The sequence below is a fragment of the Pseudomonas sp. 1 genome, assembly GCF_056626735.1.
The window spans coordinates 244,452-263,510 of the sequence record NZ_JBWXMQ010000005.1 but is presented as its reverse complement, the minus strand read 5'-3'; the positions used below and the strand labels follow the sequence as shown (position 1 = coordinate 263,510).

Genomic DNA, 19,059 nt, shown 5'->3' with positions numbered 1-19,059 from the left:
GAGGAATCCCTGATGCGTGTAGCCCTTTACCAATGTCCACCGCTGCCACTGGAACCTGCTGCCAACCTCCAGCGCCTGCATCAACTGGCGATGGAGGCCAAAGGCGCCGATCTGCTGGTGGTGCCGGAAATGTTCCTGACCGGCTACAACATCGGCAAGGAGGCGGTTGCGACATTGGCCGAGGTCCACAACGGTGAATGGGCGCAGCAGATTGGACGAATCGCCAAGGCTGCCGGCCTGGCGATTCTTTACGGTTACCCGGAGCGAACCGCCGAAGGACAGATCTATAACGCCGTGCAACTGATCGACTCGAACGGCGAGCGCCTGTGCAATTACCGCAAGACGCATCTGTTCGGTGATCTGGACCGTTCGATGTTCAGCCCCGGCGATGGCGACTTTCCCATCGTCGAGCTCAACGGCTGGAAGCTCGGTTTTCTGATCTGCTACGACCTGGAATTCCCGGAAAACGCCCGGCGCCTGGCCCTCGAAGGCGCCGAGCTGATTCTGGTACCGACAGCCAACATGATTCCTTTCGACTTCATTGCCGATGTTTCCGTCCGCTCCCGCGCCTTCGAAAACCAGTGCTACGTGGCTTACGCCAACTACTGCGGCCACGAAGGCGACATCCATTACTGCGGACAAAGCAGCATTGCCGCGCCGGATGGCAGCCGCATCGCCCAGGCCGGACTGGACGAAGCACTGATCGTCGGCGAGCTGGATCGCCAGTTGATGGCCGACTCCCGTAGCGCCAACCGCTACTTCAACGACCGCCGCCCCGAACTTTACGACGCGCTCAGCAAGCGCTAATCCGCTAGCATTGGCACTTCACTGTTCTGGAAGTGCCCATGCCTGCGCCGACCCATCCCCGTCCCCACACCGAAACCCTGGCCAACGGCTTGCGCGTGACCCTGCGCCACGTGCCCGGCCTGATGCGCAGCGCCGCGGCGTTGCGGGTGGCTGCCGGCAGTCATGACGTGCCATTGGCGTGGCCGGGGCTGGCGCATTTCCTTGAGCATTTGCTGTTCCTCGGCACCGAGCGCTTTACTGCACAGCAAGGGCTGATGGCCTATGTACAAGGTCACGGCGGCCAGGTGAATGCCAGCACCCGCGAGCGCACCACCGATTTCTTCTTTGAGTTGCCGCCAGCGTCCTTCAGCGGTGGGCTGGAGCGCCTGTCAGACATGCTCGCCCATCCGCGTATGAATCCGGACGATCAGTTGCGGGAACGGGAAGTATTGCAGGCGGAGTTTATTGCGTGGTCGCAGGATGCGGCGGCTCAGGAGAAAGAGGCGCTGTTCGAGGGATTGTCGGCAGCACATCCTTTGCGCGGCTTTCATGCCGGAAACCGCGAAAGCCTGCCGGTAGAACAAGCGGATTTTCAGCAGGCGTTGAAAGACTTTCATCAGCAGTTTTACCGCACCGGGCAGATGACCCTGAGCCTGGTCGGGCCGCAGAGTGTTGAAGAACTGCGAGCGCTGGCCGACCAGTTTGCCGCCATGCTGACGCCTGGGGATAAAACTGCCCAGGCAGCGCCCGTTCGCTTGATGGACAATCCACAGGCAAGTTATCAACAGGCCGGCGAGCGGCACGGCAACCTGCTGTTTGCGTTGGAGGACTTGCCGGAGTCGTCGGCCGAAGCGCTGGCGTTTCTCTGTCTCTGGTTGAACAGCGCCAAACCCGGCGGGTTGCTCGCGCATTTGCAGCAGCTGGGCCTTGCGGAAGATTTACAGGCCTGTGTGCTGTATCAGTTTGCTGAGCAGGCGTTGCTGCATCTTCAATTCACGGCGGCATTTGGATCACTCGACGCCATCCAGGCACAGTTTCTCGACGGGCTGAGCTTCTTCGCAGCGCAGCAAGACTGGCTGGCACTTCGCGAGGAATATTCGGCACAGCATCAACGCCAGCAGCAGGTCAGCGGTGCATTGCAGCTTGCGCGACTAGACAGCGAACAACTCGAAAGAGGGCTTTCTGAAACAGCCGTTGCGGCGCTCAAAGTGATTCTCGGCAAAATCGGCACTGTGGATAACTTCAGCAGTCACTGGCACCTGCCCGCTGCCAACCCGTTTCTGCGCGCAGCCGAGCCGCTGGCCAACGCCGGCCTTATTCGCGGCCAGACCAGCGCCCACCGAGGCCTGCGCACGTTTGCTCAGGATCGCTCGCGCAACCGCCGCGAACGTTCGCCGATGCAATTCAGCCAGGCGCTGCCGGACAACAGCGACGAAGGGGCGGTGTATGTGCGCTGGCAGACAGAGGCGGCGGCCACGGCCGAGCTGCAGGCGAAACTGCAACGCAGTCTGCGGGAGGTTTCCGACGACGCACGTCTGGCCGGAGTCGAGTTGTCCTTCAGCGCCACAGGTAATCAGTGGCTGTTGAGACTCAACGGCCTGCAGGACACGCTGCCTGTTGTGCTGGAACACGCGCTGAAATCTCTGACACAAGTGGGCGTCGATTGCGCAAAAGGCGAACCGAAAACGGCGCTGATACCGATCCGCCAGCTGCTCAAAGTACTGCCCGAACTGTACCTGCCAGCGGTAGGCGAATCCGATGACGCCGCGCACCTGTGGGCAACTTCTCGCTGGGACGGTCTGGCTTTGGGGCTAAACCCACAGACCCAGTCAGCCATGGGCCTGGCCCTGAGCCGCATCCCGGGCATCCCGGACAATCAAATCCCCTCACCGTCGGCAATCCATAACGGATACCGGTGGAGTCAGATCGACAGCGCGTCCAGCGAACACGCCTTGCTGCTGTTCTGTCCGACCGCCAGCCGTGAAATCGACGACGAAGCCGCGTGGCGCCTGCTCGCCCACCTGTGCCAGACACCGTTTTACCAACGCCTGAGAGTCGAACTGCAATTGGGTTATGCGGTGTTCAGCGGCCTGCGTCAGCTACACGGCCAGACCGGATTACTGTTCGGTGTGCAATCGCCCTCGGCCACCGCCGCGCAATTGCTCGAGCACATTCAGCAGTTTCTCGAAGGACTGCCAGCCCTTGTCGAACAACTCGACGACGCCGGCCTCGCCCGGCAACGCCAGACACTTTCCGATCAATTCGATGACAGCGTCCTGTCCGGCAAAGATGCGGCCGAGATCCTGTGGCAGGCTCGACTCGCCGGCCACTCGTCGGATTATCGGGTGCAATTGCGCAGCGCCATCGCTCGACTGGATCGCCCGGCATTGCTGAACGCCGCACAACGTCTGATCCGCGCCGAAGGCGGCTGGCACGGCCTGGCCAACGGCCCTGCGCCAGGCGCGCCATGGCAATCGGCAAAATGATCATTACCGGGGCTGCAAGGAGCTTTCTCAAAGATTCACGGGCCAACCTTCTGAAATTTTGAGTAACATAGCCACCTAACTATTTGGAACATCCCTGCGCTGCCGTGGACTATACCTATGGATAGCGCTATCTCACCCACCTGAAAAAGGAGTCACCCGATGGCCTGGACCAAACCTGCTTACACCGACCTGCGCATCGGCTTCGAAGTCACCATGTACTTCGCCAGCCGCTGAGTCCTGCCTCAAGCAGAACACTGCAGTGCAACGCCTCGGCTCGCCGGGGCGTTTTATTTTCAGCGTTGAAATGATGGAGCGTTCATGTTCGTCCAGATTCTGGGTTCGGCCGCCGGTGGCGGTTTTCCGCAGTGGAACTGCAACTGCGTCAATTGCGCCGGTTTTCGCGACGGCAGCCTGAATGCCCAGGCCCGTACCCAATCGTCCATCGCGATTTCCGATGACGGCGTGAATTGGGTGCTGTGCAATGCCTCGCCGGACATCCGCGCGCAGCTCCAGAGCTTCGCCCCGATGCAACCGGGCCGGTCCCTGCGTGACACCGGCATCAGCGCGATCATCTTGATGGACAGCCAGATCGACCACACCACCGGCCTGCTCAGCCTGCGCGAAGGCTGCCCGCATCAGGTCTGGTGCACGGACATGGTTCACGAAGACCTGAGCACCGGTTTCCCGCTGTTCACCATGCTCAAGCACTGGAACGGCGGGCTCGACTGGAACCGCATCGAACTCGACCAAAGCTTCACCGTAGCCGCCTGCCCGAACCTGCGCTTCACCCCGCTGCCGCTGCGCAGCGCCGCGCCGCCCTACTCGCCGCACCGCTTCGACCCGCACCCGGGCGACAACATCGGCCTGATCGTCGAAGACCTCAACACCGGCGGCAAACTGTTCTATGCGCCAGGCCTGGGCAAGGTCGACGCGCCGCTGCTGGAAATCATGGCCGGCAGCGATTGCGTACTGGTGGACGGGACGATGTGGGACGACGATGAAATGCAGCGCCGTGGTGTCGGCACCCGCACCGGCCGCGAAATGGGCCACCTGGCGCAGAACGGCCCCGGCGGCATGCTCGAAGTGCTGGAACAGCTTCCCGAGCAGCGCAAGGTGCTTATCCACATCAACAACACCAACCCGATTCTCGACGAGGACTCCCCGGAGCGCGCGGAGCTGGTTCGGCGCAATGTTGAAGTGGCGTATGACGGCATGAGTATTGTGCTCTAGCTGAGGGCCTCATCACTGGCCAGTCGAAGGCGTCCTGACAGACACCAAAGAATCCAATGGTTGTTCCCGGAGAACAGACATGACTGACACTCCAATGTCCCCCGCCGAATTCGAAGCGGCCCTGCGCGCCAAGGGCGCCTACTACCACATACATCACCCGTATCACGTGGCGATGTATGAAGGCCGGGCCACCCGCGAGCAGATCCAGGGCTGGGTCGCCAACCGCTTCTACTATCAGGTGAACATTCCCCTGAAAGACGCAGCGATCCTCGCCAACTGCCCGGATCGCGAGATCCGCCGCGAGTGGATCCAGCGGCTGCTCGACCACGACGGCGCTCCCGGTGAAGACGGCGGCATCGAGGCCTGGCTGCGACTGGGCCAGGCCGTCGGTCTCGATCCGGCTCAATTGCGCTCCCAGGAACTGGTGCTGCCCGGCGTGCGGTTCGCCGTCGATGCCTACGTCAACTTCGCCCGCCGCGCCAGTTGGCAGGAAGCCGCCAGCAGCTCGTTGACCGAACTGTTCGCGCCGCAGATTCACCAGTCGCGGCTCGACAGCTGGCCGCAGCATTACCCGTGGATCGACCCGGCCGGCTACGAATATTTCCGCACCCGTCTCGGTCAGGCCCGACGCGATGTCGAGCATGGTCTGGCGATCACGCTGGAGCACTACAAGACTCGCGAAGGCCAGGAACGCATGCTGGAAATTCTCCAGTTCAAACTGGACATCCTTTGGAGCATGCTCGATGCCATGAGCATGGCCTACGAACTGAACCGCCCGCCGTATCACAGCGTCACCGATCAACGGGTCTGGCATAAAGGAATCGCCTTATGAGTTTCGACCGCAGCAAGACCCCGACCTGGCGTCCCGGCTACCGTTTCCAGTACGAACCGGCCCAGAAAGGCCACGTGCTGCTGTACCCGGAAGGCATGATCAAGCTCAACGAAAGTGCCGCGCTGATCGGCGGTCTGATCGACGGTGAACGGGATGTCGCGGCGATCATTGCCGAACTCGACAGACAGTTCCCCGGCGTGCCCGAGCTCGGTGACGACATCGAGCAATTCATGGAGGTTGCCCGTGCGCAGCACTGGATCACCCTTGACTGATCTGCCGCCCAAGCCTGAGGTCGGCCTGCCGCTGTGGCTGCTCGCCGAGCTGACTTACCGCTGCCCGCTGCAATGCCCGTATTGCTCCAATCCGCTGGATTTCGCCGAGCAGGGCAAAGAGCTGAGCACCGAGCAATGGATCAAGGTATTTCGCGAAGCGCGGGAGATGGGCGCGGCGCAACTGGGCTTCTCAGGTGGCGAACCGCTGGTACGCCAGGACCTTGCCGAGCTGATCCACGAAGCGCGCCAGTTGGGTTTCTACACCAACCTGATCACCTCCGGCATCGGCCTGACCGAGCAGAAGATCAGCGACTTCAAGAAGGCCGGGCTCGATCACATCCAGATCAGTTTCCAGGCCAGCGACGAGCAAGTGAACAACCTGCTCGCCGGCTCGAAAAAAGCCTTCGCGCAAAAACTGGAAATGGCCCGCGCCGTGAAAGCCCACGGCTATCCGATGGTGCTGAACTTCGTCACTCATCGGCACAACATCGACAAGATCGACCGCATCATCGAGCTATGCATCGCGCTGGAAGCGGACTTCGTCGAACTCGCCACGTGCCAGTTCTACGGCTGGGCGCAGCTCAATCGTGTCGGCCTGTTGCCGACCAGGGAACAATTGGTCCGCGCCGAACGCATCACCAACGAATACCGCGCCAAGCTGGAGGCCGAAGGGCATCCGTGCAAACTGATTTTCGTCACCCCGGACTATTACGAAGAGCGCCCGAAAGCCTGCATGAACGGCTGGGGCAGTCTGTTTCTGACGGTCACACCGGACGGCACCGCCCTGCCCTGTCATGGCGCCCGACAGCTGCCGGTGCAATTTCCCAATGTGCGCGACCACAGCATGCAGCACATCTGGTACGACTCGTTCGGCTTCAACCGTTTCCGCGGCTACGATTGGATGCCCGAGCCGTGCCGCTCCTGCGATGAAAAGGAACAGGATTTCGGCGGCTGCCGCTGCCAGGCCTTCATGCTCACCGGCGATGCCAGCAATGCCGATCCGGTGTGCAGCAAGTCCGAACATCACGGTGTGATTCTCAAGGCCCGCGAAGAGGCCGAGCACGCCACCCAGACCATCGAACAACTGGCCTTTCGCAATGAACGAAACTCGCGCCTCATCGCCAAAGGCTGAGCCTTTCAGCGCCACTGCCGCCGTTGCTGCCGGTGTGGATTTCGCCGAACTGCAGCTCGGCGCCCATGGTTTGTTCTGGAACGAATACCGGCCGGCAGACGCCGCGTGCCGGATCTGGCACTGGCGCGATGGCTCGGCGAAATGTCTGACACCCGCGGGTTTCAGCGTGCGCAGTCGGGTGTACGAATATGGCGGTGGGGCGTTTTGTCTGACGCCTGAGGGAGTGGTTTTCGTCAACGAGGCGGACCAGCAGTTGTACCGACAGGCGCCGGACGGCGAACCCGTGGCATTGACGTGCGGGGAATGCCGGTATGGCGATCTGCATTTTGCCAACGGGCAGGTGCTGGCCGTTGAAGAGAACGGTGATCGGCATCGGCTGGTGGCTATTGATCTGGCGAGTGGCGAACGCCACAGGCTGGTTGAAGGCGCGGATTTTTACGCGTCGCCCATTATCAGCCCGGACGGCCAACGCCTTGCATGGATCGAGTGGAGCCGCCCGCATCAGCCGTGGACCTCCACCCGACTGATGCTCGCCGAACGCTCGGACAACGAATTTTCCGCGCCGCGTTGTGTGGCCGGTGAAGCACTTGAAGAGTCGATCCAGCAACCGCGTTTCGATGCCAACCGCCGACTGGGCTGTCTGACCGATCGTGGTGGTTATTGGCAACCGTGGGTCGAGTCGGCAGACGGCTTGCAGCCGTTAGCCAGCGCCGAAGCCGATCACGCACCAGCCCCATGGCAACTCGGCGGCTGCACCTGGCTGCCCACCGACGACAGCTTTATGGCGAGTTGGAGCGAAGGCGGTTTCGGGCGTCTGGCACTCAACGGTGAAGACTTCACCGGCAACTACAGCCGTTTCCGTCATCTGGCTGTCGATGATCAATTCATTTACTGCATTGCCGCCTCACCGATCAGCCCTTCAGCGGTGATCGCCATTGACCGCGATTCGCGCGAAGTGAACATTCTGGCCGGCGGTGTCGCACCGCTGCCCGCCGAGCACATCAGCCGCCCGCAAACCCTGCGCTACCCCAGCGGTTCGGGTGAAGCGCACGGTTTCTTTTACCCGGCCACGAATGGTGATGTGAAACCGCCGCTGGTGGTGTTCATCCACGGCGGCCCGACGTCGGCGTGCTACCCGATGCTCGACCCGCGCATCCAGTACTGGACGCAACGCGGCTTCGCCGTCGCGGACCTCAATTACCGAGGCAGCAGCGGCTATGGCCGGGAGTATCGACAGGCGCTGCATCTGAGTTGGGGCGCGGTGGATGTCGAGGATGCCTGTGCGGTGGTGGCCTACCTGAATGATCGCGGCATGATCGATAGCGACCGTGCATTCATCCGTGGCGGCAGCGCCGGTGGTTACACGACGCTATGTGCCCTGGCGTTTCATCAGGTATTCCGCGCCGGTGCCAGCCTTTATGGCGTCAGTGACCCGGTTGCTCTCGGTCGCGCGACACACAAGTTCGAAGGCGATTACCTGGACTGGCTGATCGGCGATCCGGAGCAGGACGTCGAGCGCTATGCCGCCCGCACGCCATTGCTGCACGCAGGCAACATTCGCGTACCGATGATTTTCTTTCAGGGCGAACTGGATGCCGTCGTCGTACCGCAACAGACCCGCGACATGGTCGCGGCCCTGGAGCAAAACGGCATTGAGGTCCAAGCGCATTACTACGCCGATGAGCGCCACGGCTTCCGCCGGGCCGCCAATCAGGCCCATGCGCTGGAGCAGGAATGGCGGTTCTATCGGCGAGTAATGGGTTTGACGGACTGAGACTCAGCGCTTGGCGATGATGTACACCGCGTGCACGATCCCCGGGATATAACCGCACAGCGTCAGCAGAATGTTCAGCCAGAACGCGCCGCCGAACCCGACTTGCAGAAACACACCCAGTGGCGGCAACAGAATGGCGATGATGATGCGGATAAAGTCCATGGGGCAGCTCCTGATTGGGGGTTGGCTCGACTGAGCCATACAAGCTAATCGACCTGTGCCGTTTGTCAGGGTTCAGTGCAACCCGCGATCTCGCCATTTGAATGCCATTACCCGGCTACAAAAAAACGCCCCACGCCAAAAGAATCAGGCGTGGGGCGTGCGTTATACCGCGAGACGGTTCTTGAATTCGGGTGGGAAACTTCAGCTCAGACGGCAATCCCTTTTCGGCATTGCAGTTGCGCCGTGCGTACCCGGGAGAAGGCGCGGGCCAGGCGCAGGAGCATTTCGTCGATATTGGCCTTACTGACGGTGAGCGCCGGAGTGAAACGCAGGCAGTCGGCTTGTGGGGCGTTGAGCAGTAAGCCCTCGTGAAGCGCGGCTTTTACCACGGCTTCGGCGGAGTCTTCCGACAGGGTCAGTCCCCAGAACAACCCTTGTCCACGCAACTCGCCATGTTCATAACGATGGGCCAGACGGGCGAGCCCTTCGCGCAGGTGCTGGCCGTTGTCCCGGATTTGTTCGAGGAATGCGCGGTCCTGCACGCTGTCGAGCACCACCAGCCCTGCGGCGGTCATTAACGCGTTGCCGTGATGAGTGCCGCCCAACTCGCCGGAATCGAAACAGCAGGCCTTGCCTCGCGCCAGCAACGCCGCCAAGGGAACACCACCGCCAAGGCCTTTGCCGAGCACGACGATATCGGCGCGCACGCCGTAGGATTGTTCGGCAAGCAAGGTGCCGCAGCGGCCGATGCCGGTCTGAACCTCGTCCAGGATCAGCAAAATCCCCAGTTCACGACACAGACGCTCGACACCCTTGAGGTAATGCTCGGTGGCAGGAATCACACCGGCATCGCTCTGGATCGGTTCGAGCATGATTGCCACGGTCTGCGCATCGACCGCGGCATGCAGCGCCGGCAGATCGTTGAACGGCACCAGATCGAAACCCGGCAGCAACGGTGCGAAGCGGTTGTGCAGGTTGCAACTGTCCGACGCCGAAATCGTCGCCAGACTACGTCCGTGACAGCCTTGTCTGGCGACAATGATCCGCGAGGCGCCGCCGCGATGCAGTTGGCCCCATTTGCGCGCCAGTTTGATTGCCGCTTCACAAGCTTCACTGCCACTGTTGAGCAGATACGCTTGATCGCTGGCAGTGCTGGCACACAGGCGTTCGGCCAGGCTGAGCATGCCGCGGTTATGCAGATTGAAACCGGGATTGATTAACGCTTGAGCCTGGTTGGCGATCGCCTTGACCAGCGCCGAAGGGCTGTGGCCGAGGCTGTTGGCACCACCGGCCTGGGAAAAGTCCAGGTAGGCGCGATCATTGCTGTCCCACAGCCAGGAGCCCTGACCACGAACGAATACCTGCTGCGGGCGCTCGACACTGGGCATCAGGCGCTCGGCATTCAAGCCATCAGCGGCGTCCGATTCCCGGGTTTCAAAAGACAGGTCATCGAGGCTCGGCGTCTGGCGCCGCAAACTGAACAGATTCATTGAAAAAAACCTCGATCGAGGTTTTTTGAACTGCCTATGTAAACACTTTCAAAACAAACGCTGGTCATTGCGCTTTCCGGCCCTGCAAGCCTTGTGAATGCGGTTAGACTAGGCCCGTTTACGGCGTCGAGCCATTTCGATTTCCCAGCATTTTCAATAAGTGTTACTTATGGATTTCAAACAACTGCGTTATTTCGTCGCGGTCTACGAGGAAGGGCATGTCGGACGCGCCGCCGAGCGCCTGTCGATCTCTCAACCCGCGTTGTCCCAGCAGATTCGCCACCTGGAACAAAACCTCGACGTCACCTTGTTCGAACGCAGCAGCAAACGCCTGTTGCCAACGCTCGCCGCCCACACCTTGTACAACCACGCCCTGCCGCTGCTCGACGGCATGCAGCGGGCGCGTGAGGCGCTGGGCAACTTCAAGGGTCAGGCATTGCGGACACTGGCGATCGGCGTTCTGCAGACCGTGCACACCAGCCTGGTGCCGCAAATGCTCGAGCGCGTGCGCAAGGCCCAGCCGCATCTGGTGGTGCAGATTTATGAATTGACGGGGCTGGAGATCGAACGGCGTCTGCTCAATGGCCTGCTGGATATCGGCATCAGCTATCTGCCGCCACGGCAGCCGGGGCTGCACGGCGTAATGTTGTACGAAGATGAACTGACACTGGTCATCCCGGCGGATCATCCGCTGCGGGAATTCAAGAAAGTCTCGATGAGTCAGGCGGCCGAATTACCGATGTTGCTATTGGGTGAAGAGTTTCAGATCCGCCAGATCTGGCAGGCGCAATTGGCCAATCTCGGACGACGCCCGCAAGTGCAGGCGGAACTGAACAATATGGTGGGGATTCTCGACAGCCTGCCGCACACACGTCTGGCGACGGTGCTGCCCGGTCGTTCGCAAAAGGAGTACGACGATCAGGATCTGCTGTGGAAACCGTTGAGTGAGCCGCGTGTGCCGTTGAAGGTCGGGCTGGTGTGTCGCGATGTGCAACGCCAACAGGCACCATTGGCCTTGCTGCGAACGTTGCTGGAAGAGGTGATGCAGCGTGAGGACAAACCGCTGAAAGGTACGCCGCCACTGGATGCGCTGAACTGAAAACTTTTTTGCGGGCATAAGAAAACCCCGCCGAAGCGGGGCTTTGCAGACTGTTTCCCTGACATCCATTTCACTCCGCCACCCTGGCAGAATCCTACGTGTCCGTGTTGTTACTTTGCGCTTCCTGCGCGACGTCCATGGAAAGTAGATTAGCTCTGGATCCAATCTTCGCCTATGGGAGAACAGCAGCACGTCATGTAAGAGATCGCTTACATGACGTTACATCATCAAAACTGCGCAGCGTCCAGCAGGAACAGCGACTCGCTGCCGGCCTTGACCGACGCGTTCAGCGAGTGAATCCGCGGCAGCAGACGGGCGAAATAGAACCGCGCCGTACCGAGTTTGCTCGCGTAGAAATCGTCCTGCGCTTCTTTGCCCAGCGATGCCTTGGCCATCAGCGCCCACATGTAGGCGTAAGCGGTGTAGCCGAACACCTGCAGGTACTCGACCGACGCCGCGCCGATTTCGTTCGGGTTGGTTTTCGCCCGGTCCAGCAGCCACGAGGTCAGCTCGTCGAGGATGTCGACGGCATCATTCAGCGGTTTGGTGAACTCGCCCAGATCGGCACTGGCAGTCGCGGTGAAATGGCGGATCTCGTCGGCGAACAGCTTGTAGAACGCGCCGCCGCTGCCGACGATCTTGCGACCCACCAGATCCAGCGCCTGAATGCCGTTGGTGCCTTCGTAGATCTGGGTGATGCGCACGTCACGCACCAGTTGTTCCTGACCCCACTCGCGGATGTAGCCGTGGCCGCCGAAAATCTGCTGGCCGTGGACGGTGGTTTCCAGACCCAGATCGGTCAGGAACGCCTTGGCCACTGGCGTCAGCAAGGCCACCAGATCTTCCGCACGTTTGCGGGTGGCGGCGTCTTCGCTGAACTTGGCGGTATCGAGTTGCATCGCCACGTAGGTGGAGAACGCACGACCGCCTTCGTTCGAGGCTTTCATGGTCAGCAACATGCGACGCACGTCCGGGTGGACGATGATCGGGTCAGCAACCTTGTCTTTGTTCTGCGCGCCGGTCGGCGAACGGCTTTGCAGACGGTCGCGGGCGTATTCGATGGCGTTCTGGTACGAACGCTCGCCGGTGGCCAGGCCCTGGATGCCGACGCCCAGACGCTCGTAGTTCATCATGGTGAACATCGCGGCCAGGCCTTTGTTCGGCTCGCCGACCAGATAACCCACGGCTTCGTCGAAGTTCATCACGCAGGTGGCGGATGCCTGAATACCCATCTTGTGTTCGATCGAACCGCAGTTCGCCGGGTTGCGCGCCCCCAGGCTGCCATCGGCATTGACCATGAACTTCGGCACCAGGAACAGCGATATGCCTTTCGGCCCAGCCGGTGCGTCCGGCAGTTTGGCCAGCACCAGGTGGATGATGTTTTCGGTCAGGTCGTGCTCACCGCCGGTGATGAAGATCTTGGTGCCGCTGACCTTGTAGGAACCGTCGGCCTGAGGCTCGGCCTTGGTGCGGATAATGCCCAGGTCGGTACCGGCGTGCGGTTCGGTCAGGCACATGGAACCGGCCCAGACACCGGCGTACATGTTCGGCAAGTACGCGGCTTTCAGCTCTTCGCTGGCGTGGGCGTTGATCGACAGGCAGGCACCGGCGGTCAGCATCGGGTACAGACCGAAAGCCAGACTGGCGGAGTTGACCATTTCTTCGACCTGAGCCGACACGGCTTTTGGCATGCCCATGCCGCCGTAGGCCGGATCACCGCCCACACCGACCCAGCCACCTTCGGCATAAGTCTGATAGGCCTGTGGGAAACCGGCCGGCGTGGTGACGGCACCGTCGGCCCAGTGGCAGCCTTCTTCGTCGGCGGCACGGCTCAGGGGCGCGATGCTTTTGCTGGTGACCTTGCCGGCCTCTTCGAGAATGGCTTCAACGGTTTCCGCGTCCACGGATTCGGCCAGGGCCGGCAGTTCGGCCCAGAGTTTGGCGACTTCGAACACTTCATTGAGGACGAAGCGCATATCGCGCAGCGGCGCTTTGTAGTCAGCCATGGCAAACCTCGCAAAGATCTAAACAGGTGATTCGTGGAAGGGTGTTTTCGTTGAGCTGGAGTGTAACCCAACAACTTTTGCGACACATAGGGTCAGGCGGTGACTGTTTTGTTATTTTTAGTCATCAACAATCAACCATAAAGAAGCCCGCAATCAGCGGGCTCTTTTGTTTAACAGGGGCGTGTTACAGCGAGAACAACTGGGCCGGCAGTTTCATCAGGCAATCGCTGCCCGCCTCGATCGCCGAACGATGCGCCTCCGTACGCGGCAACAGACGCTTGAAGTAGAACTCGCACGTCGCCAGTTTGCCCTGGCAGAAATCGCCATCACCCTCGCCCGACTCCAGCTGCGCCTGGGCGACCAGGGCCATGCGCAGCCACAGGTAGCCCAGAACGATGTAACCGCTGTACATCAGGTAGTCCACCGACGCGGCGCCAACTTCATCGGGATTTTTCATCGCGGCCATGCCGACCTTCATGGTCAGTTCGCCCCACTGCTGATTGAGGCCATCGAGCTGCGCGACAAACCCGCCCAATTGCGCGTGCCCGGCGTTGGCGGCGCAGAACTTGTGGACGATTTTGGTGAAGTTGCGCAGCAGCTTGCCCTGGCTGCCCAGCACCTTGCGTCCGAGCAGATCCAGCGCCTGAATGCCGTTGGTGCCCTCGTAGATCGGCGCGATCCGGCAATCTCGAACCAGTTGCTCCATGCCCCACTCGCGGATAAATCCGTGGCCGCCGAACACCTGCATGCCGTGGTTAGTCACCTCCAGCCCGGTATCGGTCATGAAGGCTTTGCAGATCGGAGTCAGGAACGCCAGAAGGTCTTCGGCCTCCTGACGCGCCTCGGCGTCCGAGCTCAGATGCGCGACATCGAGCATTTGCGCGGTGAAATAGGTCAGCGCACGGTTGCCTTCATTAAAGGCCTTCATGGTCAGCAGCATGCGTCGCACGTCCGGGTGGACGATGATCGGGTCGGCCGGTTTGTCCGGGGCTTTGGCGCCCGTCAGGGCACGCATCTGCAGACGGTCGTTGGCGTATTTGATGGCGCCCTGGAAACTTGCCTCGCCCAGACACAGGCCCTGCATCCCGGTACCGAGACGCGCATGGTTCATCATGGTGAACATGCAGTTCAGGCCCTTGTTCGGCTCGCCGATCAGGAAGCCTTTGGCGTCGTCGAAGTTCAGCACGCAGGTGGCCGAGGCCTTGATACCCATTTTGTGTTCGATCGAACCGCAGGAAACGCCATTGCGCTCGCCGGCCTCACCGGAGGCGTCCGGAAGGAATTTCGGCACGATGAACAGCGAGATGCCTTTGGTCCCCGCCGGCGCGTCCGGCAGTTTGGCCAACACCAGATGAATGATGTTGTCGCTCATGTCGTGCTCGCCGGCGGAGATGAAAATCTTGCTGCCTGTCACTGCATAACTGCCGTCGGCCTGAGGCACGGCACGGGTCTTGATGATGCCCAGATCAGTCCCGCAATGGGCTTCGGTCAGGCACATGGTGCCGGTCCACTGGCCAGCGGTGAGTTTGCGCAGATAGGTGTTTTTCTGTTCGTCGGTGCCGTGGGCGTGGATCGCCGACATGGCACCGTGAGTCAGGCCCGGGTACATGCCCCACGAGGTGTTGCTGGAGGCGACCATTTCGCTGATCACCAGCCCCAGCGAACTCGGCAGGCCCTGGCCGCCGTAGGTCGGATCTGCCGCCAGACCGTGCCAGCCACCTTCCACATATTGTGCGAAGGCCTGCTTGAAACCTGTAGGCGTTGTCACCACGCCATTGTCGAAATGGCAGCCCTCTTCGTCACCACTGCGATTGAGCGGTGCCAGAACGTTCTCACAGAACTTCGCACCTTCGTCGAGGATCGCGTTGATCATGTCCGGGCTGGCGTCGTGGGCGCCGAGGGCCGCGTACTGAGTGTGAAAGTCAAAGACGTGGTCGATCAGAAAGCGCATGTCGCGCAGGGGAGCTTTGTACTCGGGCATGGTGGCTTCTCCTTCAGCAGATTGCTTCAACCTACTGCCGGCCACCCTGCCTCACAATCACTGTCCAGACGCTGAATGCGCCGTCATCACTCAACCTGCGGCGCTGTCCATGCGCACTGCGCCACGGCGGTTCTGACCGAACGCCATCACACAGTTTCGCCCTGCGCCCTTGGCGCTATAGAGCGCCTGGTCGGCGGATTTCAGCACTTCCTCCGGGGTGCGCTGTTCCAGACGTTCGGCTACGCCGATACTGACCGTGACCGACACGCTGGACGCGCCCGAACCCGAGCGACGCTGACGTCCCTGCTGATCATCCTGCGGGCGGCTTTCCTGATTACGTAACTGGATGTTGTAGGACGCAATCGACTCGCGGATGACCTCAAGGTGCGGCATGCACTCCTCGAGGGTCTTGCCCGCAAACACCAGAGCAAATTCCTCACCGCCATAGCGATAAGCCCTACCCCCGCCGCTGATTTTGGACAGCTTGCTGGCGACCAGGCGCAAGACCTGATCCCCCACATCGTGGCCGTGGGTGTCGTTGAATTTCTTGAAGTGATCGACGTCGCTCATCGCCAGCACATAGTTGCGCCCCAGACGCTGCATGCGCTCGTTGAGTGCGCGGCGCCCGGGCAGGCCGGTGAGCTCGTCGCGGAAAGCCATTTGATAAGCCTCGTGCGCCACCGCCGCGGCAATCATCAACATCACCTGGCTGCACATGATGTTCAGGGTGAACGGCAGGATGAAGGTTTTCGGCAGCATCCAGAACACACCGAGCAAACCCACCAGTTGCGCCGCATGCAGCGGACGCGGGTTACGCCAGTATTGCCAGGCCAGCAGCAGGAACGCCGAGATGAACACCGGATACGACAACTGGATCAGGCTCATCCACGCGCCGTGCAGCGCCGGCCAGCGGATTTCGGAAAGCCACATCAGCAACGCCTGCGGATAACTTTGCTCAAGCCCCAGCGCCACGCTGCCAAAGGCCAGCAGCACGGCGAAGCGCGCGACCATGTCCTGAAACAGGTGCGTGCGCTCTTGCCACGCGGCGAACAGACCGAACAGCAGCGGCAACAGCAGACAGACCAGATGGAACACCACGGCCGCGTCGTCGCGGACCTTGCCGTTGTCGCGGTAATAGTCGGTCTGGGTATCGAGCAGGAAGTAGGCGATGTAGACCGTGACCATCAGAAACAGCTCGCGCTGACGTCGGTAAACCGCACAGTACGAACCGCCCAACAGCAGCACCAAGGTCGGCAACACGTTGAACAGCGAAGTGAAGAACACGTTGAGGTCTTTGACGTACGCAGCCGCCAACCCCGCGAGCAACAACAGCAGTGAAGGTAGGAAATGACTGAAACGTACAGCTGAAGAACGCGGCAAGGGTAAAGCTCCGACCCGTCATGGCAAAGAGATGGCATTGTGCCTGCAATATGGCCAGTTAAGCACACACAATGTGATCCAGATCACAGGCTGTCTCTTTAACGGCCGAAATCGTCGGTAGCTGAGGGATTCAGTAAGGTTTTTTGCGGAATGGCCGCTAGACGGCCACCATGGCCATCATTCTTGATGGCCATGGTCTGTTTTTCTTTTCAGAGATCGTTGTAGAACGGCTGTAATGGCCCTTCGGACGCGGGCCTGCCTTCAGCACCGTAAGGCTTGAGATTGAGCGATGCGTCCATCGCCTGACGGGTGGTGACTTTCGGACTGGCCGGGCGCTGGGTCACGGCATTTTCATCGCCGATATGGCCTTGCGGGATCACCAGCGACGGATGATCGAACGGTGCTCGCTCCCAGGCCACGCGCGGATCGGTCAAGCCGACTTCCATGAATTTCACCAACGCATCGATTTCATCGGGCGTCAGGTTCAGTGCCGTCATGTCCGGGTCGAGGTTGGAAGTGTTGTGCTGGTTCACCGCCGGATGCTCGAAGCCGCTGGTGTTGTTGGCGTCTTCCCCGCGCCGGTCACCGCCACGGTTGTAGAACTCCATCACCTGTTTGAGCGTCGAGCGGCTGCCGTTGTGGAAGTACGGCCCGGTCAGCGCGATGTTGCGCAGAGTAGGCGTCTTGAACGCGCCGTCGACCGAATCGCGGAAACCGACATTCGGCTTGAGCGTGGCATCGCATGGAATGGCCGCGCTCAATGGTGCCTCGAACGTGCAGACATCGACGTCCAGCGGATCGACCGATTTTCCGCCCTGCAACACCGTGTTGTACTGCCGAGTGAACGACCACGGGTTACCCCACGCATCCGCGCCGCCGAGGGCCAGGTCTTCCGAGGTCGGACGCACGCCGGTGTTGTAGAAGCCGTTGTCGTAAAGGGTGGTCAGGTTGTCGGCCATCACCATCCGTTCGATGCGTTCACGCGGATGCATCAACAGGCGGCTGGCGGCGTTGGTCAGCTCCGGTCCGCCGTGGCAATTGACGCATTTGCCCTTGCCGAGAAACAGATTCATGCCCTCGACCTGTTGCGCGTTCATCGCGGTGTGATCGCCTTGCAGGTAGGCGTCGATCGGCGCCTGATCGGACACCAGCGTCGCCTCATACATCTGGATCGCCAGGCCGAAGAACAGTGGGAAGTTGGCCTCCATCTGGGTGTACGGCGCACCGCCCACCAGAACGTTTTGCGTGGCGTTCCACAGCCGGGGCTGGAAGGCGTTCTTGATCAGCTCGCGATAGGTCGGCCGTCGTGCGCCGGACACAGGACCCAGTACCGAATCGGTGGATGAGATCCGTTGCTGCTTGAGCATCAATGTGTCGAGCATCCTGCGGCCGATGTCGGCAAAGGTGCGACCGCCGCAGGACATTTCCACCGGGCTACCGGGCGGGCCGACCGCTTGCGAGGCGGCTGACGCATCGTTGAGCGCCAGCCGCACTTTGGTCGCGATTGTGCTGCGCTCGCTGGTCACGTAGATCCCGGCATCCGGATCGCGATTGCCGAACGGCGAGAAGCCGTTGAACACGTTGTTGGCCCGACCGTCCCAGAAGTTGCGCACGTTGAACGCGGCATTGATCACCGACGGCGCATTGCGCCCGGTGCTGCGGCGAACGTTGATGCCACCGACCTGGAAAATACCGTCCGGCTGCTGAGTGCATTTGTCGAAACGCGCCTGATTGGGTTTGACGAAGTTGGCGTCGAACACGCCTTGCGAGCCGACCACATCGTCCGTCGAGTACACGATGGGCGAGTTGCGCTCCAGCGGATTGCTCAGCACGTGAGTCGGGAAGTCGGTTTTCTTCAGCGTGTAGTTCGGGCCACCCTTGCCGCCGGACAACGTTGCGTAGGACGCCACGTCACCCGGAATGTCCGAGGCCACAAACGGCTTGTTGAAGATCGACGCGACGTTGGCGTTGGTCTGTGCCTGGCCGGGGTTGAGCTGGTTGGTGATGCGGTGATCGACGCCGGCGTGGTAGTGGCAGGAGGCGCAGGCGGTGGCGCCATCGCTGCCGATCTCCATGTCCCAGAACAGCGCCTTGCCCAGCAGGATCGCGGCCTGGCGATTGAGCACGTAGTCGGTCATCAGGTCGACCTTGCGTCCGCCCTCGGTCCCGGACGGATCGGGGGGCACCATTCCGCGCAACGATTGCAGCGAGGGAACCTCCGGCACGGGAGGATCGACTTCGGCGGGGTCGGCGGCCCATGCGCTGTGGACTGCCAGCGCGACGGGTAACCAAAAGGTCAAACGAGCGAGTCGACTGATGTTCATAGGCTTCACCCTGACTGTTGTTGTTAAGTGCCGGGCGTCTTGCTTCTTTGAGCAGGCAGTTCTGATAAGCACCGGTAAATCGGGCGGTGCAATTAATTGGCCACT

General features: G+C 61.0%; 15 protein-coding genes. 9 read left to right on the top strand and 6 right to left on the bottom strand.

The annotated features are described in order from the left end of the window. Positions 1-12: 12 nt before the first annotated feature. From AC1MDC_RS10185 to AC1MDC_RS10150, 8 genes are all read left to right on the top strand, one after another. Positions 13-807, top strand: a complete 795-nt coding sequence (locus AC1MDC_RS10185) for a carbon-nitrogen hydrolase family protein (RefSeq protein WP_480392945.1) — start codon at positions 13-15, stop codon at positions 805-807. Positions 808-845: 38 nt separating this feature from the next. Further along, positions 846-3,272: a pyrroloquinoline quinone biosynthesis protein PqqF gene (gene pqqF, locus AC1MDC_RS10180; RefSeq protein WP_480392944.1), complete on the top strand. Its 2,427-nt coding sequence runs from the start codon at positions 846-848 to the stop codon at positions 3,270-3,272. A gap of 159 nt (positions 3,273-3,431) precedes the next feature. Continuing rightward, positions 3,432-3,506: a pyrroloquinoline quinone precursor peptide PqqA gene (gene pqqA, locus AC1MDC_RS10175; protein ID WP_003444522.1), complete on the top strand. Its 75-nt coding sequence runs from the start codon at positions 3,432-3,434 to the stop codon at positions 3,504-3,506. A gap of 84 nt (positions 3,507-3,590) precedes the next feature. Further along, positions 3,591-4,502 carry a pyrroloquinoline quinone biosynthesis protein PqqB gene (pqqB, locus tag AC1MDC_RS10170; RefSeq protein WP_480392943.1) on the top strand — a complete coding sequence of 304 codons (912 nt, stop codon included), beginning with the start codon at positions 3,591-3,593 and terminating at the stop codon, positions 4,500-4,502. Positions 4,503-4,581: 79 nt separating this feature from the next. Next, positions 4,582-5,334, top strand: coding sequence for a pyrroloquinoline-quinone synthase PqqC (pqqC, locus tag AC1MDC_RS10165; protein WP_085702840.1), 753 nt, complete (start codon positions 4,582-4,584; stop codon positions 5,332-5,334). Next, complete coding sequence (gene pqqD / locus AC1MDC_RS10160; protein ID WP_064380313.1) at positions 5,331-5,606, top strand: pyrroloquinoline quinone biosynthesis peptide chaperone PqqD; 276 nt, start codon at positions 5,331-5,333, stop codon at positions 5,604-5,606. Before pqqC ends, pqqD begins: the two co-directional genes overlap by 4 nt. After that, the gene (gene pqqE, locus AC1MDC_RS10155) at positions 5,599-6,738 is read left to right on the top strand and encodes a pyrroloquinoline quinone biosynthesis protein PqqE (RefSeq protein ID WP_480392942.1); all 1,140 of its coding nucleotides are present in this window, start codon (positions 5,599-5,601) and stop codon (positions 6,736-6,738) included. The genes pqqD and pqqE overlap by 8 nt, the downstream gene beginning before the upstream one ends. Beyond that, positions 6,704-8,512, top strand: coding sequence for a S9 family peptidase (locus tag AC1MDC_RS10150; RefSeq protein WP_480392941.1), 1,809 nt, complete (start codon positions 6,704-6,706; stop codon positions 8,510-8,512). Before pqqE ends, AC1MDC_RS10150 begins: the two co-directional genes overlap by 35 nt. Before the next feature lie 3 nt (positions 8,513-8,515). Here the strand turns inward: AC1MDC_RS10150 and AC1MDC_RS10145 are convergent, their stop codons facing one another. Continuing rightward, positions 8,516-8,674, bottom strand: a complete 159-nt coding sequence (locus tag AC1MDC_RS10145; protein WP_003228885.1) for a YqaE/Pmp3 family membrane protein — start codon at positions 8,672-8,674, stop codon at positions 8,516-8,518. 206 nt (positions 8,675-8,880) lie between these two features. Beyond that, positions 8,881-10,164, bottom strand: coding sequence for an aspartate aminotransferase family protein (locus tag AC1MDC_RS10140; RefSeq protein WP_480392940.1), 1,284 nt, complete (start codon positions 10,162-10,164; stop codon positions 8,881-8,883). A gap of 169 nt (positions 10,165-10,333) precedes the next feature. Here AC1MDC_RS10140 and AC1MDC_RS10135 point away from each other — a divergent pair, with 169 nt between their 5' ends. Continuing rightward, on the top strand, positions 10,334-11,263 hold the full coding sequence (locus tag AC1MDC_RS10135) for a LysR family transcriptional regulator (RefSeq protein ID WP_085697732.1): 930 nt from the start codon (positions 10,334-10,336) through the stop codon (positions 11,261-11,263). A 227-nt stretch (positions 11,264-11,490) separates the two neighbouring features. On the opposite strand, the gene AC1MDC_RS10130 is transcribed toward AC1MDC_RS10135, so the two are convergent. The 4 genes from AC1MDC_RS10130 to AC1MDC_RS10115 form a co-directional block, all read right to left on the bottom strand. Continuing rightward, positions 11,491-13,269: an acyl-CoA dehydrogenase C-terminal domain-containing protein gene (locus AC1MDC_RS10130; protein ID WP_085697733.1), complete on the bottom strand. Its 1,779-nt coding sequence runs from the start codon at positions 13,267-13,269 to the stop codon at positions 11,491-11,493. A 184-nt stretch (positions 13,270-13,453) separates the two neighbouring features. Next, positions 13,454-15,250, bottom strand: a complete 1,797-nt coding sequence (locus tag AC1MDC_RS10125) for an acyl-CoA dehydrogenase C-terminal domain-containing protein (RefSeq protein WP_480392939.1) — start codon at positions 15,248-15,250, stop codon at positions 13,454-13,456. A 90-nt stretch (positions 15,251-15,340) separates the two neighbouring features. After that, complete coding sequence (locus AC1MDC_RS10120) at positions 15,341-16,630, bottom strand: GGDEF domain-containing protein (protein ID WP_085697735.1); 1,290 nt, start codon at positions 16,628-16,630, stop codon at positions 15,341-15,343. A gap of 209 nt (positions 16,631-16,839) precedes the next feature. Then, entirely contained in the window at positions 16,840-18,954 is a 2,115-nt protein-coding gene (locus AC1MDC_RS10115; protein ID WP_480392938.1) for a cytochrome-c peroxidase, read from the bottom strand. Positions 18,955-19,059: the final 105 nt, after the last annotated feature.